This window comes from Ruminiclostridium papyrosolvens C7 (assembly GCF_000421965.1).
Taxonomy (GTDB): domain Bacteria; phylum Bacillota; class Clostridia; order Acetivibrionales; family DSM-1351; genus Ruminiclostridium; species Ruminiclostridium papyrosolvens_A.
The window spans coordinates 343,614-359,550 of record NZ_ATAY01000020.1; the positions used below are offsets into that span (position 1 = coordinate 343,614).

16 protein-coding genes are annotated in these 15,937 nt (G+C 36.5%); 15 read left to right on the plus strand and 1 reads right to left on the minus strand.

The window, feature by feature from the left end; all coding sequences use genetic code 11:
- Positions 1–80: 80 nt before the first annotated feature.
- From L323_RS26600 to L323_RS26650, 11 genes are all read left to right on the plus strand, one after another.
- Positions 81–1,712, plus strand: a complete 1,632-nt coding sequence (locus L323_RS26600; protein ID WP_020814682.1) for an MBL fold metallo-hydrolase RNA specificity domain-containing protein — start codon at positions 81–83, stop codon at positions 1,710–1,712.
- A 334-nt stretch (positions 1,713–2,046) separates the two neighbouring features.
- On the plus strand, positions 2,047–3,039 hold the full coding sequence (locus tag L323_RS26605; RefSeq protein ID WP_020814683.1) for a hypothetical protein: 993 nt from the start codon (positions 2,047–2,049) through the stop codon (positions 3,037–3,039).
- A gap of 117 nt (positions 3,040–3,156) precedes the next feature.
- A complete protein-coding gene (locus L323_RS26610; RefSeq protein WP_020814684.1) occupies positions 3,157–4,752 on the plus strand; it encodes an L-lactate permease in 1,596 nt (531 codons plus the stop codon).
- Between the two features lie 21 nt (positions 4,753–4,773).
- Positions 4,774–6,072 carry a phenylacetate--CoA ligase family protein gene (locus L323_RS26615; protein ID WP_020814685.1) on the plus strand — a complete coding sequence of 433 codons (1,299 nt, stop codon included), beginning with the start codon at positions 4,774–4,776 and terminating at the stop codon, positions 6,070–6,072.
- A 145-nt stretch (positions 6,073–6,217) separates the two neighbouring features.
- On the plus strand, positions 6,218–7,030 hold the full coding sequence (gene proC, locus L323_RS26620; RefSeq protein WP_020814686.1) for a pyrroline-5-carboxylate reductase: 813 nt from the start codon (positions 6,218–6,220) through the stop codon (positions 7,028–7,030).
- A gap of 27 nt (positions 7,031–7,057) precedes the next feature.
- Positions 7,058–7,495, plus strand: a complete 438-nt coding sequence (rnhA, locus tag L323_RS26625; RefSeq protein ID WP_020814687.1) for a ribonuclease HI — start codon at positions 7,058–7,060, stop codon at positions 7,493–7,495.
- A gap of 13 nt (positions 7,496–7,508) precedes the next feature.
- A complete protein-coding gene (locus L323_RS26630) occupies positions 7,509–8,051 on the plus strand; it encodes an NUDIX domain-containing protein (RefSeq protein ID WP_020814688.1) in 543 nt (180 codons plus the stop codon).
- A 100-nt stretch (positions 8,052–8,151) separates the two neighbouring features.
- Complete coding sequence (spoIIM, locus tag L323_RS26635; RefSeq protein ID WP_031341842.1) at positions 8,152–8,787, plus strand: stage II sporulation protein M; 636 nt, start codon at positions 8,152–8,154, stop codon at positions 8,785–8,787.
- Positions 8,788–8,958: 171 nt separating this feature from the next.
- Positions 8,959–9,843 (plus strand): site-specific tyrosine recombinase XerD, encoded by an 885-nt coding sequence (xerD, locus tag L323_RS26640; protein ID WP_020814690.1) that lies wholly within the window; start codon positions 8,959–8,961, stop codon positions 9,841–9,843.
- Between the two features lie 109 nt (positions 9,844–9,952).
- On the plus strand, positions 9,953–11,275 hold the full coding sequence (locus tag L323_RS26645) for a pyrimidine-nucleoside phosphorylase (protein WP_020814691.1): 1,323 nt from the start codon (positions 9,953–9,955) through the stop codon (positions 11,273–11,275).
- Positions 11,276–11,368: 93 nt separating this feature from the next.
- The gene (locus L323_RS26650; RefSeq protein ID WP_020814692.1) at positions 11,369–12,595 is read left to right on the plus strand and encodes a D-alanyl-D-alanine carboxypeptidase family protein; all 1,227 of its coding nucleotides are present in this window, start codon (positions 11,369–11,371) and stop codon (positions 12,593–12,595) included.
- Between the two features lie 14 nt (positions 12,596–12,609).
- Here the strand turns inward: L323_RS26650 and L323_RS26655 are convergent, their stop codons facing one another.
- The gene (locus L323_RS26655; protein WP_020814693.1) at positions 12,610–13,251 is read right to left on the minus strand and encodes a site-2 protease family protein; all 642 of its coding nucleotides are present in this window, start codon (positions 13,249–13,251) and stop codon (positions 12,610–12,612) included.
- 179 nt (positions 13,252–13,430) lie between these two features.
- Here L323_RS26655 and L323_RS26660 point away from each other — a divergent pair, with 179 nt between their 5' ends.
- The 4 genes from L323_RS26660 to ytfJ are packed head-to-tail and all read left to right on the plus strand — an operon-like array spanning position 13,431 to position 15,903.
- The gene (locus L323_RS26660; protein ID WP_020814694.1) at positions 13,431–14,234 is read left to right on the plus strand and encodes a segregation and condensation protein A; all 804 of its coding nucleotides are present in this window, start codon (positions 13,431–13,433) and stop codon (positions 14,232–14,234) included.
- Between the two features lie 26 nt (positions 14,235–14,260).
- The gene (gene scpB, locus L323_RS26665) at positions 14,261–14,827 is read left to right on the plus strand and encodes an SMC-Scp complex subunit ScpB (protein ID WP_020814695.1); all 567 of its coding nucleotides are present in this window, start codon (positions 14,261–14,263) and stop codon (positions 14,825–14,827) included.
- A gap of 43 nt (positions 14,828–14,870) precedes the next feature.
- Positions 14,871–15,509, plus strand: a complete 639-nt coding sequence (locus L323_RS26670; protein ID WP_242835245.1) for a DUF2953 domain-containing protein — start codon at positions 14,871–14,873, stop codon at positions 15,507–15,509.
- Entirely contained in the window at positions 15,445–15,903 is a 459-nt protein-coding gene (ytfJ, locus tag L323_RS26675; RefSeq protein ID WP_031341844.1) for a GerW family sporulation protein, read from the plus strand. The genes L323_RS26670 and ytfJ overlap by 65 nt, the downstream gene beginning before the upstream one ends.
- Positions 15,904–15,937: the final 34 nt, after the last annotated feature.

Consider the following 15,937-nt stretch of genomic DNA (forward strand, 5'->3'; position numbering starts at 1 on the left):
CAAGGAATTTCAGGATTTAAAGCAGAATTAGTATTATTAGAGAGAAAGATTTAATTTTATTTGTCGAATGGAGGTCTGTTATGAATATTTCATTTCTGGGAGCAGCAAAAACCGTTACAGGCTCATGTTATCTGGTTGAAACAAAGGAAACGAAATTTTTGGTTGATTGCGGAATGTTTCAAGGCAAGGCAAATGAAGTTTTATTAAATACAGAACCATTTTCTTTTAACCCCGGGGAATTGGACTTCATGCTTTTGACCCATGCTCATATTGACCATAGCGGAAGAATTCCAAAGCTTTATATGGACGGTTTTAAAGGAACTGTTTTTGCCACAAAGCCTACAGTACAGCTTTGTGGTATAATGCTTCCCGACAGCGGGCACATTCAGGAAATGGAAAATGAATGGACCAACCGAAAACGGCAGAGGGCTGGAGAACCTCCTGTTAAACCATTATATACGTTAGAAGAGGCTACAGATTGCCTCAGTCTTTTTAAAGGTGTGGCATATGATGAAGTAATATCTGTTTCAGATGATGTAAGGGTTAGGTTCAATGACGCAGGACATATTCTTGGTTCCGCAATACTGGAAATTTGGATAAGGGAAAATAACCAGGAAACAAAGGTTGTTTTCAGCGGTGATCTTGGAAACAAGGGAATGCCCATTCTCAGGGACCCCAGCATAATCGGCGATACTGATTACCTTATAGTCGAATCTACATATGGAGACAGGTTACATACACTAAAAAAAGAGACTGATAAGATTGAAAAATTTATAAGTATAATATCGGAAACAATCTCTAAGGGAGGAAATGTAGTTATACCATCCTTTGCGGTAGGAAGAACCCAGGAACTGATATATGATTTAAACAAGCATATGGATGTTTTCGGTGACAAGGTAAATGAGATATTGAATGTTCCCGTATATGTTGATAGTCCTCTTGCAACCTCCGCAACCCAGATATTCAGGGAGAATCTTGACTGCTTTGACGAGGAGGCAAAGGCATATATTGCCAACGGAGACAATCCACTTGAATTTCCTTCCCTTAAATTTACACAATCTCCCGAAGAATCAAGGAAACTTAACGAAAAAGCTGAAAGCATGATAATTATATCAGCCAGCGGTATGTGTGATGCCGGCAGAGTAAAGCATCATCTCAAGCATAATCTTTGGCGTAAAGAGTCAACAATTCTTTTTGTGGGTTATCAGGCGGAAGGAACTCTTGGTCGTAAAATACAAGACGGGGCTCAGAAGGTAAAACTATTTGGTGAAGAGATATCTGTAAATGCACGAATAGAAAGTATCGACGGTTTTTCGGGACATGCGGACAAGTCAGGACTTCTTTCTTGGATTAGGAGTTTTGGAAGAAAGCCAAAGAAGATATTTGTTGTCCATGGAGAGCAGGGAGTTGCGGCTTCATTTGCACAAACTATTACAGATGAGCTGGGATTACAGTGCATAGTTCCTTCACGAGGAGAGAGTTATGTCATAAGTGGAGGAAGCATTTACGAACATGTTCCTAGTGCAAATGCTAAAAAGAGATTTAGACGGCTTGCTGTGGTTGAAATGCTTGAAACATTGAAAGAAGAGTTTGATGAATTATCAGAAATACTTAAAAATGATTTAAAACAGGAAAAGTCGGATGTTGAAATAGACGAAGTTGCAGCTAAACTAAAAATGGTTGAAAAATCGATTATTGAAGCGTTAAAATAAAAATTACTATATTGTAATTTTGAATTTGGGATTATTGAAAATAGACAAAAAAGGATAGGATTACTCCTGTGTTTTTGTCTATTTTTATGCCTGAAATCCTTAGAAAATGAAGACTTTGAGCAATTTTGCAAACCTGCTAGGAAAACATACCTATTAGCAAATAAAGTGATTTATCAGGCGGTAATGGATAACACTTACTGAATTTAATTGTTTTTGGTAAAATAGAATAATTGACATTTCTTTTATAAATATGTATAACAAATAGGGATATTGACTAAAAGCTGAATACTTACATAATTGTGCCGGAAGAAATCGGTGCATGGAGGAAAATAATATGAAGACGGCTGAATTAAAGAAAAAAATTGTTTTTTCTTTAATTATGATAATCACATGTTTTACGTTACTTAATTATGCAAACGGATATATACATATAAAGGCTGATATAGGACAGACATATGTGAAAATAAAAGAAAAAGAAATGAAGTATATGTACGGTGAACGAACATCTCAGGGAGACCGATATACGGGAGGTTCTAGTAACTCCAACGGAGATAACGTAACATATAATTCAAATAGTACATATGATGGTAAGGTCCTAAATAGCTTAATTAACAGCAACAGCAATGGATTCATGTACCTTCGAGAGCAAAATGTCAAAAGCTCCGGAGGGGATTTTGAATTCAATGATTTTATGTACAAACCTGAGGTTAAAAGTATCACTCAGCAGTTAAAAAGTCAGGTTGAATCAGATTCATACAGAGATAAAAAGCTTGGTTTTTATTATATAAATGATTTTGAGTATACTTTTGATGCCCTAAAAGAACTTGAACCTGTCATTGCAAAAACTGCAAAAGCCCAAAAGATGCCTAAGGCATTTTTATCTGCGGTTTTATTCAGAGAAATGATGTTTCTCGGACAGGAGGATATTCTTGATGGGGTTCCTATTCTGGGAGGGAAATCAATAGGTATTTGCCAGATTGGAATAGATAATGTCCGTCTTAACGAACAGGTTGTACACGGCAAAAGCTCTTTGATTGTTAATTATTCCGATAAACTTATCAGGGAAATGTTGGAGACCCCGGAACTGGCAGTATATTTTTGTGCGGTTCAGCTGAAAGCAAGGGCAATTCAAATTACCGGGGACAAAAATATAAACCTTAATAATCTTAAGAAGGAGCAGTTAAATAAGATATTGGCTGAATACAATCAGTCAAAAATCTCAAAAAACATCGGACCGATTAAGACAAAAGAAAAATATGCAGAGGAGACATATACCTACTACCAGTTATTCTCAAAATATTATAATTCGGAAGAATCCTCCAAATAATTCTTTATTTTTGTAGAAGTTTGTAATAAAATATTATTACAGTGATTGTATTAGCATAAGTAGTTTAGTAGAATGGGTTTTAAAATTAATTAATTTAGTTTTGTGGAGGACGGTAGAATGGTAGGGTCACTAATTTTGACACTATTGCCAATTTTGGTAATAGTATGTATGCTTGTAATTTTTAAGAAGTCGGCTGACGTCAGTGGTATTGTAGGTTGGCTTTGTGTATCTGCTGTAGCATTTCTATTCTTTAAAACATCTTTGCCGGTTATATTCCGGTCAACTGTTTCAGGATTCATTCGTTCATTTCCGGTTTCAATGATAGTATTGACATCGTTATTTATGATGGCTTATATGGAAAAAACCGGAGCTCTGAAAAGAATAATAATATTCATAAAGACAATAGCAAGTCATAATAAAGCAGTTCAGATTATGATGATTAACATAGGATTTGGTACTTTAATGGTAGCTGTGGGTGCTACACCAGTATCCATACTTCCTCCTATACTTCTGGCAATGGGTTATTCTACATATGTCTCAATTGCACTTCCGTCTATAGGATATGATTCACTTTGTACATACTCCCTTCTTGGTGCTCCTCTTGTGGCATTTCTGGATTTTGCAAATAACTTTTTGGGACAAGGGCATGAAATAACGCCTTCACAGGCAGGACGAGTATTTTTCATGTTTTTACCTTTGGTTTCAACTTTAATCGGCTTCTGTATGCTGTATATCGTTGACAAATGGAACGGAATAAAGAAGGGTTTTCTACCCTGTATAGTAACAGGCGGGGTTATAGCACTTGTATCATTTTTCACAAACAAGGTTGATAATCTGGTAACATTGACCGGAGTTTTAAGCGGCCTTGCGGTAATAGTGGCAATGGCACTTTACCTTAAACTTACCGGTAAAAAGATTATTGATAAAAGTATCTTGACCGATGAAGAAAGAGAATACGAAAAGAAGTACCCGCTCTGGAAGGCATTGAGTCCTTGGATTATACTTATAGGCTTCATACTCGCATTGAATCTTCCAAAGCCGGTTTATGATTACCTTTACAATCTGGCACTGCCTATAAAGGGAATAACTGTTGATGGAAGGCCGATAGCAACAAGAGCACTATGGAATGCATATACATGGATTGCAGTTGCCGTAGTTGTCTCAATGCTTGTAATACAGCCTAAAAAATCAGAGTTAAAAGACTCTGTAAGAGTATGGATTAAGAGAGCACCAAGACCTGTGTTTTCAGCTGCAATATTTTTTGCAATAGGTGATGTAATGAATTATTCGGGTTGGAGTCTTGATACTATGGCATACCAAACCGAAAGTATGATAAAAGTCCTTGCTAGTACATCAGCAAATGCATTCAGTGGAGCTTATGGGTTTATAACCGGATTCGTTGGTTTGTTCGGAGGTTTTGTAACGGGAAGTGAAGCCTCAACCATTGCCATGTTTGCAAACTATACAATGCAGACGGCTAATAAGTTGAATCTGGGCCTTGACGGACTTATAATTGTTACTGCTGCACTTGCATTTGGAGGAGGTCTGGCAAGTGTAATCTCTCCTGCAAAGCTTCAAAATGCAGCAGCGTCAATAGATAAGCTTGGTGAAGAAAACAAAGTAATCAGGATAGCATTTGTTTTCGCATTAATTTTGACATTTGTAACATCTGTATACGCAATGATGTTACTTAAAATAGGATTAAAAATATAAGATAACTAGGGGGAAGTTAAAATGATTTGGAATACTCAGGTTGAGTGTATGACAAGAAATTCTATGAAAGAGCTTCAGCTGGAACGTTTGAAGAATATCGTAAGAGTTGCGTATGAGAATGTTCCGATGTATAAGAGAAAATTTGACGAAATAGGCCTGAGGCCTGAGCATATCCAAACGTTGAAAGATATAGAGAAAATTCCATTTACAACGAAGAATGATTTAAGAGACAATTATCCCTATGGACTTTTTGCAGTACCTTTAAAGAAAATAGTAAGACTTCACGCATCATCCGGTACAACAGGTAAACCCATAGTTGTTGGTTACACTAAAAATGATATGGACAACTGGTCTGAAAATATAGCAAGACTTGTTATTGCAGCAGGCGGAAGTGAAGACGATATAGCACAGGTTGTTTTCGGATATGGTCTTTTTACAGGTGGCTTCGGACTGCATCAAGGTCTTGAAAAGGTTGGAATCACAGTTGTTCCTTCCTCCAGCGGACATTCCGAAAGACAGCTTATGCTTATGCAGGATTTTGGAACCACCATTCTAGTAGGAACACCATCATATGCACTTTATTTAGCAGAGACTGCAGATGAAATGGGTCTTGACAAGAGTAAGCTTAAACTAAAGTTGGGTTTATTCGGCGGTGAAGGTCATACACCTGAAATGAGGGCTGAAATAGAAAGAAGATGGGGTATAAAAGCTACAGAGAATTATGGACTAAGTGAAGTACAGGGCCCCGGTGTTGCAGGCGAATGTTATTGCCAATGCGGTATGCATATTAATGAAGACCATTTTTATCCTGAAATAATTGATTCAGAATCAGGAGAAGCTCTTGAGTATGGTAATAAAGGAGAACTTGTCCTTACAACAATTACAAAAGAGGGAATTCCGATGCTTCGTTACAGAACAAAGGATATAACCATACTGAACCCGGAAAAATGTGATTGTGGAAGAACTACCGTCAGAATGAACAAGGTTCTTGGAAGAACTGATGATATGCTCATAATCAGAGGTGTAAATGTATTTCCTTCCCAAATTGAGAGTGTCCTTGTAGGTATGGAAGGAATTGGCCCTCATTACCAGATAATTGTTACTAAAAACGGGTATATGGACGCAATTGAAGTACATGTTGAGCTTATCGACGGAAAGCTTCTGGAAAAGTTCAGCGAATTAGAAAAACTTGAGAAAAAAATACGTCACGAATTAAAAGTCGTTCTTCAGATAGATGCAAAGGTTAAACTTGTAGAACCAAAGTCAATTGAAAGAACAACGGGAAAAGCAAAGCGTGTTATTGATATGAGAAGCAAATAAAACATTCGTTGGGATTTGTTGTGGCACAGTACTAATGGTACTGTGCCATTTTAACGAAATTTCAGATTTGCTTTTCAAATTCTGTTTATAAGTTATAATAGTAGTATTGACGAAAACGGAAAATTATATGAATGGAGGAAACTTTATGAAGAAAATAGGATTTATAGGTACAGGAATGATGGGAACAGCAATGATAAAAGGAATAATAGGCGCAAAGATTGTCAACCCTTCAGATATTCATGTTTTTGATTTGGACAAGGCAAAGCTTGAAGTGTTATGCAGCGATTTGGGAGTAAATGCAGAAGAAAATTCACGTGAAATTGTAATGAAATGCGATTTTGTATTTCTTGCAGTTAAGCCAAACGTCGTAAAGATAGTTCTGGAAGATATAAAGGATGTATTTTCAAATGAAAAGATTTTTATAAGTATTGCGGCTGGTATTCCTCTTAAAACCTACAAGAATATACTTGGCGAAGACAAAAAAATAATCAGGGCAATGCCAAATACTCCTGCTTTAATTGGTGAAGGTATGACCCTAATAAGCTTTGATTCTTGTGTTCTGGATAGTGAAGTAAAAGAAGCTATGAATTTGCTGAGCTCTCTTGGAAAAGTAGAATGTATGGAAGAAAAACTTATGAATGAAGTTGTAGCGCTAACCGGCAGCAGTCCTGCATATATTTTTATGTTAATAGAAGCAATGGCAGATGCAGCTGTTTTATCAGGTATCCCAAGGCAGACTGCGTACAGACTTGCTTCTCAGGCGGTGGCAGGAAGTGCAAAAATGGTAGCGGAGACAGGTAAGCATCCTGGAGAATTAAAAGATCAGGTTTGCTCACCGGCAGGTACTACAATTGAAGCGGTTGCAGCTTTGGAAAAGCACGGGTTCAGAAACTCTATTTTGGAAGCTATGAACGAGTGTACAAAAAAAGCAAGAGAGCTGGGTAAAATCTACGGATAAAGAATTTGCTGATAATCAGGAGGCGGAATGAAGCAGGTAGAAATATATACCGATGGAGCCTGCTCCGGAAATCCCGGTGCAGGCGGTTGGGGAGCGGTGCTCATGTATGGTGAGCATAAAGTAGAAATATCCGGATTTGAAAAGAGTACCACAAACAATAAAATGGAGCTGACGGCGGCATATGAAGCTCTGAAAAGACTAAAAGAGCCATGTAAGGTAAATTTATACAGTGACAGTGCCTATCTCGTAAATGCTTTTTTACAGGGCTGGCTTGATAAATGGATAAAAAACGGATGGAAGCGGAATAAAAATGAGGAAGTAAAAAACGTAGAACTATGGAAAGAACTTGTTAGGCTTGCAGATACTCATGAAATAAAATGGATAAAGGTTAAAGGTCATGCAGATAATGTATATAATAATCGATGTGACAAGCTTGCAACGGACGAAATTAAGAAAAACAGCTAGGAGGAATTGAAATATGGATTATAATGAAAAAACACTTAAAACAGAGGATATTTACAAAGGCAACATAATTAAAGTACAAAATTTAACCGTAAGCCTTCCAAATGGAAAGGAAGCCACAAGAGATATAGTCTTACACCCGGGAGCGTCGGTTGTTGTTCCAATAAATGAAAAAGGTGAATTGTACATGGTTAAGCAATTCAGAAAACCTCTGGATATGACAACCCTTGAGCTGCCTGCCGGTAAACTTGATTCAGCCGGGGAAGACCCAAAATTGTGCGCTGAAAGGGAGTTAATGGAGGAGACAGGTCTCCGCGCCGGAAAGATAGAGCATTTGATAAGCATACATACCACGCCGGGTTTCTGTAACGAGGTTATTCATATGTATGCTGCAACTGAGCTTACTCAGGGAGATTCATGTACTGATGAAGACGAATTTCTGGATGTAGAAAAAATTCATATTTCAAAACTGGTTGACATGATTCTCAATCACGAAATAACAGACGCAAAGACTATTATAGGTGTTATGATGGCAGAAAAAATATTGTGTGGAAAGTAATGTAAAAAGTTATTAAATTATAGTAATATCTTATGTTTATCCGGCATATATATTTAATAAGCAACGAGGGTTAAAGAATTTGACGCCGGGGGATAAGATTGTGATTCACAAAACAGCGAATGTAGTAAAAGAACACATAAGAGATAATAAATACACATACCTTAGTTTGTTTATTTTTTATATTATCGGAATAGTGGCTGGTGCACTATCCGTTAATGAGCTGGACTACCACCAGAAAACCGAAATGTCTACATTTTTCAATGACTTTTTAAAGCTGTTAAACAGTGATAATGTAAATGGAATATCTTTACTAAAGATTTCTATACTGGACAGTATGAGAATTATATTACTTTTTTGGATGCTTGGTGTTACAGTAATAGGATTACCTGTTTATTACCTGACTTTGGGAATGAAAGGGTTTAGTACCGGATTCAGTTCGGGGATTGTAATGGGAGTTTTGGGAGAAAAAGGAATATTAGTTTCAGTTTTCTGCTTTCTCCCGAAAGAAATCCTGACAGTACCTTTTATTATTGCCCTTGGAGTAAATGGTATAAGATTAACAAAAGGGATATTTAAAAATTGGATTAAAAAACCTGTTAAAAAAGAAGACACATTGAAATTTAAATTTATGCCCTACTGTTTTGTTACTATTTTCTTTTCCTTATTTATACTGGTTATGACAATTATGGATGCTTTTATAGCTCCATTTACCCTAAGATTATTGACATTTGTATAATTACAGATAGAAAATTTGTTAAAAATTGATAAAAATCCTAAATAATCCTTTCAAAATTACATAATTTGTATTAGAATATTATTAGAAAACCATTCCAAATTATAAAATGGTTTCGTATAATTATCCATTTACATAAAATGGATAAATAGATAATAAAGGAGTCGTTGTTTGATGGAAGCTAATGTTGAAAAGTTTATTAATTTTCTAGAGAGGGATAAGAGATTATCGCTCAATACGCTTCAGTCCTATAAACGGGACATAGAACAATACATAACATACTTAAAAGAAATTAACGTAACCAACATCGTAAATACTAATAAGACAACTGTAATTGCCTACTTGCTACATTTACAGAAAAAGGGTAGAGCTACATCTACCATATCAAGGAACCTTGCATCAATAAGGTCCTTTTATCAATTCCTCTATAAGGATAAAGTAATAGACAATGACCCTACCTCCGAGTTGGAATCACCTAAAGTAGAAAAAAAGCTTCCACAGATATTATCAACCCAAGAGGTTGAGTTGCTCCTTGATCAGCCTAAGTGCCTTGATCTTAAAGGAATCCGTGACAAGGCTATGCTTGAATTATTATATGCAACAGGTATTCGTGTTTCAGAACTTATATCACTAAACTTAGATGATATTAATTTTGAACTAGGGTTTATAAAGTGCAATAAAGGCACACGTGAAAGGACAATTCCCATCGGATCCATATCAATGGCCGCAGTACATGAGTATCTTGAAAAATCTCGTAACTTTTTAATTCAGGACAGTCAGGAAACAGCACTTTTTGTAAATGTAAACGGTAAACGTTTAACAAGACAAGGGTTCTGGAAGATTATAAAACATTATAAGAATCAAGCCAAAATAAATAAGGACATAACACCGCATACATTAAGACATTCCTTTGCAGCACATTTACTTGAAAATGGTGCGGATTTAAGGTCAATACAGGAAATGCTTGGTCATTCAGATATTTCTTCAACTCAGATATATGCGCAGATTGCTAAAAACAAAATTAAAGATGTTTACAAAAAGACTCATCCCAGAGCATAATTTTGTTTTACAAAGGGACACTCATTTATAGTGAGATGTCCTTTTTTTATGATAAAATGCTACATATACGATTTATTTGAACCAAAGAAAGTCAAATGGAGGATATATCATGAGAATGTACGAAATAATTGAGAAAAAGCGAGATGGTTTAGAACTCAGTTTGGATGAAATAAATTTTTTTATTACGGAATATTGCAATAATAATGTTCCTGACTATCAGGCGGCTGCACTTTTAATGGCTATTTTCCTTAGGGGTATGAATGAAAGGGAAACGGCGGATTTGACAAACGTAATGGCAAATTCAGGGGATAGGATAAATCTTTCTTCAATACCCGGTATAAAGGTTGATAAACACAGCACAGGGGGTGTTGGAGACAAGACCACGCTTATCCTTGCACCTATTGTAGCTGCCTGCGGAATACCCGTTGCAAAAATGTCAGGCAGAGGGCTTGGTCATACAGGGGGAACAATAGACAAGCTTGAGTCAATACCCGGATTTAATACAAGCCTTTCAACAGAACAGTTTATAAATAATGTAAAAAGCAAAGGCATCTCAATTGCCGGACAAACAGGAAATCTGGCTCCTGCTGATAAAAAAATATATGCTTTGAGAGATGTGACTGCAACCGTAAATAATATATCGCTTATCGCAAGCAGTATTATGAGTAAGAAGCTGGCTTCAGGTGCCGACAGAATTGTGTTGGATGTAAAAACCGGAAGCGGGGCGTTTATGAAAACCTTTGAGGATTCAGTAGAACTTGCAAAAGCTATGGTAAAGATAGGCCACAATACAGGCAGAAAAACAGTTGCTGTAGTTACTGATATGGATATACCACTTGGTTATGCAGTAGGGAATTCCCTTGAAATTATTGAGGCCATTGATACACTAAAAAACAAGGGACCTGAGGATTTGAAAGAGGTTTCATTTGAACTTGCTGCCAGAATGCTTGAACTCAGCGGGATAGGCAATCTTGAAGAGTGCAGGAAAAGAGTTGTAGATGCGGTTGAAAGCGGAAAGGCATTGTGGAAATTTGCTGAGTTGATTGAGAATCAGGGAGGAAATAAAGAAGTTATAAATGACTATACTTTGTTCCCTCAGCCTGTTTACAAGATGAGCTATATATGTGAGAGGCCGGGTTATATACATTCTATGAAAACCGATAAAATTGGCATGGCTTCACTGGTTCTTGGAGCCGGAAGGGAGACAAAGGATAGTAAAATCGACTACAGTGCAGGAATTATGTTTAATAAAAAAACCGGCGACAGGGTTGAAGTTGGAGATTGTGTTGCAGTTTTGTATACAAACAGGGAAGAGACGCTTTTACAGGCTGTTTCCCTTTTAAATGAAGCGGTTGTAATAAGTGAATTGCCCCATGAAAGAAAACCGCTGATTCTGGCGTATATCGACAGTGAAGGAAACATAAAAAAATAATTTTTTACTAGAATATCCTAATATTGTCCCGCATAACAATTAACTAGGACGAATTGTATTTTAAATAACGAATAGTTAACTGGAGGGACCTAAGTGAAAAGAAACTCTGTTTTAGCTTTTTCTTTGATTATAGCTATAGTTACAACCATGTTACCGGCTGCGGTATTAGCAGATACAAACGAAGCTGCAGTTGAGGCATCGGCAAAATATGACGATGTAGCAGTAACAAAATTGGAAACCAAGACAAATGTTCTTGATTTAAAGGCAAAATCTGCTGTACTGATGGACGCAGCTTCCGGAAAAGTTCTTTCTGAAAAGAACAGCCATGAGAGACTTGCAATTGCAAGTGTAACCAAGGTTATGACAATGCTTCTGGTAATGGAGGCTATTGATTCAGGCAGATTTACATTTGACGATAAAGTAAGTGTATCGGAATATTCGGCAGGTATGGGCGGCTCTCAAGCATACATGGAACCGGGTGAGGAATTTACTGTTACTGAAATGATGAATGCTTTGGCAATACACTCTTCAAATGATGTCGCGGTTGCTTTGGCTGAAAAGGTAAGCGGAAGCGAAGAAACATTTGTAACAGATATGAACAACAAGGCCCAAGAGTTGGGTATGAAGGATACAAAATTTATGGATTGTACGGGATTGAATGATGACGGCTACAGTTCTGCACACGATGTGGCTTTAATGTCAAGGGAACTGGTTATGAAGCACCCTAAAGTTCTCCAGTTCACCGGAAAATGGCATGACACTTTCAGAAACGGAACATTTGACCTGTATAATACAAATAAGCTGGTAAAATTCTACGCAAATTGCGACGGACTTAAAACGGGTTTTACAAGCAAAGCTGGCTTTAACTTATCGGCTACAACATGTAGAAACAATTTAAGACTAGTTTCAGTTGTGCTTGGCGAGCCCGATTCTAATACAAGGTTTGCTGAGTCAAGGAAGCTTTTGGATTACGGCTTTGCAAACTATGAGGTAATAAATCTGGATAAAAGAGGAAATGTTGTAGGCAATATACCAGTAAAAAAGGGAAACAAGCTGAGTGTTAGTGCAGTATATGGTACAGATACCAGTATAATGGTTTCAAAAGGTCAAAAGGGCAAAGTAGAAAAGGAAGTAGCACTTGTGCCTGGACTTTCTGCACCGGTTGAAATAAATCAAAAGGTTGGGGAAGTAATTTATAAAATAGACGGAAAAGAAGCAGGAAGATTTGATCTTATTGCAAGTGAAAGAATTGAAAAAGTATCTTACGGCAGAATTTTTTCAAAACTCATCGTAAGGTGGTTCAGTCTGGGGAGAGCATAAAAGCTCTCCCTCTTTTAAAAAATAATTGCCTTATAGAGCGAAACGAAAATATAGGATGAAGGAATTCCAACTATCTTATCAAAAACTCTGCTGAATACCAGCAGTATGAAAATAATCATGCTATATTGCTCCAGTATGGTGAAGAACCGGTACTTCCAAGTATTAAATATGTTTGCTATAACATGATATCCGTCAAAAAACGGTATTGGAAGAAGGTTCAGCACAAACAGCACAATATTTATTTGAGCTGAAAATCTCAGAAGATCCGCCACATTTCCAAGAACGACCTGGTTATTTGAAAGAAAACCCGTTACTGCTACCAGCTTTAAAATTAATAAAAATCCGATTGCTACCAGCAAATTCATGAAAGGCCCGGCTAGGGACACAAGAATGTCATCCCTTCTGGGCTTTTTGTAATGTCGTGGATTGGTCATAACAGGTTTTGCCCAACCAAATCCAACAAGAAGAATCATTATAAAGCCTATAAGATCTATATGGGCTCTGGGGTCAAGAGTAATTCTCCCTTGTGCCCTGGGTGTAGGATCACCAAGCTTATTTGCGGTAACTGCGTGAGCGAATTCATGCAGTACAAACCCCAAAAGTATTCCCGGTATAATCATTAACTTATATATTATATACTCACGTGAAAAAAGCATATTTCCTCCATGCCTCAAAGGCTGACTTTATTAGCATCTCTTTGATGTCGCTGTATAAATTTTACTAGAACTTTAATAATATGTCTACCATCGCAATAATATTGTAATTATTGCCCCATTTATGATAAGATTAAAAGGTTGATAAAACGATATTACATAAATAATTAAGGTGGTAGTTGATGGAAAGCTCCCTTACAAACGCCTGTACTTTAAAACTTGACAATTTTGAAGGTCCATTTGATTTGTTGTTTCATTTATTTGAAAAGAATCAGGTAGATATTTACGATATACCTATAAGTTCTATTACAGACCAATATCTTGATTATTTGTATGCCATGCAGCAGCTAGATCTTGAGGTTGCAAGCGAATTTCTGATAATGGCTGCAACGTTGCTGCATATAAAGTCAAAAACCCTTCTCCCGAGCAAAAAAGAAGAAAAGCAAGAGGAAAAAGACCCAAGGGAAGAACTGGTCAGACGTTTGGTTGAATATAGAAGATACAAGGAATTTACACAGGATCTAAAAGAGATGGAAAAGAAATGGGAACGGGTTTCTTTCAGACTTCCGGAAACACTTGATTTACCCGTAAGAGAGGAAATAATGGAAATAGACCCGCAGGTTTTGCGCCAGCAGTATCTTGCAATATTAGACAGAAATAAGAAAAAAATGAATTTGCGTGCAAAAAACATTACAAAGCTTATTGAGCATGAAAAGGTTTCACTTCGGAGCAAAATGAGAGAGGTAGTAAAGCAGCTGATTCACAAGGTTTCCTTTAAGTTTTCAGAGCTTTTTTCCTTGAAAACCAAGTCCAAAACAGAGGTTGTTACAGGCTTTATGGCAATTTTAGAACTGGCTAAGATGAAGAAGGTCAAGATTGTTCAGAATCAACAATTTTCGGATATTCATGTAGTCGGCAATACCCAGAATGAAAAAGAAGACTATGAATTATATAATGATATAGATGAAAACATAAATGAATTCTAGAACCGGTTGTAAAATGGAGGTCTAAAATGGAAATCAGTACTATTGAGTGCGTAATTGAAAGCCTTATTTTTTCTTACGGCGATCCTTTACCACTGGATAAAATATGCGAAATACTGGAGTTGGATAAAAAAACTGCAAGAAGCATAATTAAAAATATGATGGACTCATATAACAGCTCAAACAGGGGTATTATTATTAGAGAAATCAATGAGAAATACCAGATGTGTTCAAAACCCGAATATTTTGATTATGTATCTAAACTCTATCAAATCAGGCAGAAGCAGGCTCTTTCACAGGCAGCATATGAGGTACTCGCGATTATTGCATATAATCAGCCTATAACAAAGGCCAAAATTGAGCAAATCAGGGGTGTTAATTCTGATAGTGCAGTAACAAGACTCTTGGAAAGAAACCTCGTTAAAGAAGCAGGAAAACTTGATGTACCGGGAAGACCACGATTGTACGAAACTACCGATGAGTTTTTGAGATGCTTTGGTTTTAAATCCCTTAGAGATTTGCCATTGCTGGATATTGATGATTTAAGCGAACTCAATCTTCAGGAGCTTATTGATGAAGTACAAGAAGAGGGATAATAAGTGATTTAAAATTGTAAAACATGTCAAAAATAACCAAGAGGTGATTCTCTTGGTTATTTTTTTAATTGTAATTATAATAATTTGTATTTTTGTAGCTATAGTTTTAAATATCAGACTGACGTTGGGTTTTACAGCAAAACTGCAAAACAAGGAATGTTCAGTTTTTATTACTATATATTCATTTAGAAATAATGTTGTTAAAAACTTAATGATATATCCTATCCCCAAAAAGAATAAAAAGCCTAAGAGAAAAACCGTAAACGGTAAGAGGGACTTGAAAGAATTAAGAAGAAGCTTGCACATATTGAGAAAACTTTTCAGAAGATCCTTAATAATAAAAGACTTTAAGCTTCATGTTAAGGAAGGAACCGGAGATGCATTCAATACGGCTATTTTATACGGCTTTTTATGGAGCGCAATAGGAATGATAGAAAATCTGATTTTTACGCAATATAAGGTTAAAAATAAAGAAATTAAAGTTGAGGCCGATTTTAATGGAAAATATATTAAAGTAAACTTGGACTGCATATTTAGCCTAAAAATTGTAAATATTATTACTGTAGCTAAATTAATTGCCATACTGTACTTAAAAAATAGAAAGGGCGGTGGTGCTGGTGTCAAGTCATCCAATAGAAGGTCTAATGACTACAGCAATGCAAAGTATCAAGGAAATGGTTGATGTTAATACAATAGTTGGAGATGCAGTTCAAGCACCTGACGGAACTGTAATTATACCTATATCTAAGGTTAGTTTTGGATTTGCTGCAGGAGGAGGAGACTATGGTGAAGATTCATCCTCTAATAATTCACAGGAAGAGCAAGATAAAGGAAAATTCCCTTTTGCCGGAGGTAGTGGAGCAGGTGTTTCAATAAATCCTGTGGCGTTTATGGTGTGCGGACAGAATCAGGTTAAGCTCCTTCCTGTAAATGTAAATTCATCTGTTGACAAGATTCTGGATATGGTTCCGGAATTGGTTCAGAAAGCAAGTGAAATGATAAACGAAAAAATGTCAAAACCAAAAGAAGAACACAGAAAAAATAAAAAAGAAGAAAATGAAAAATGTAAAGAATAAAAGGCGACGGAAAACTTTTTTATTAACGTTACAG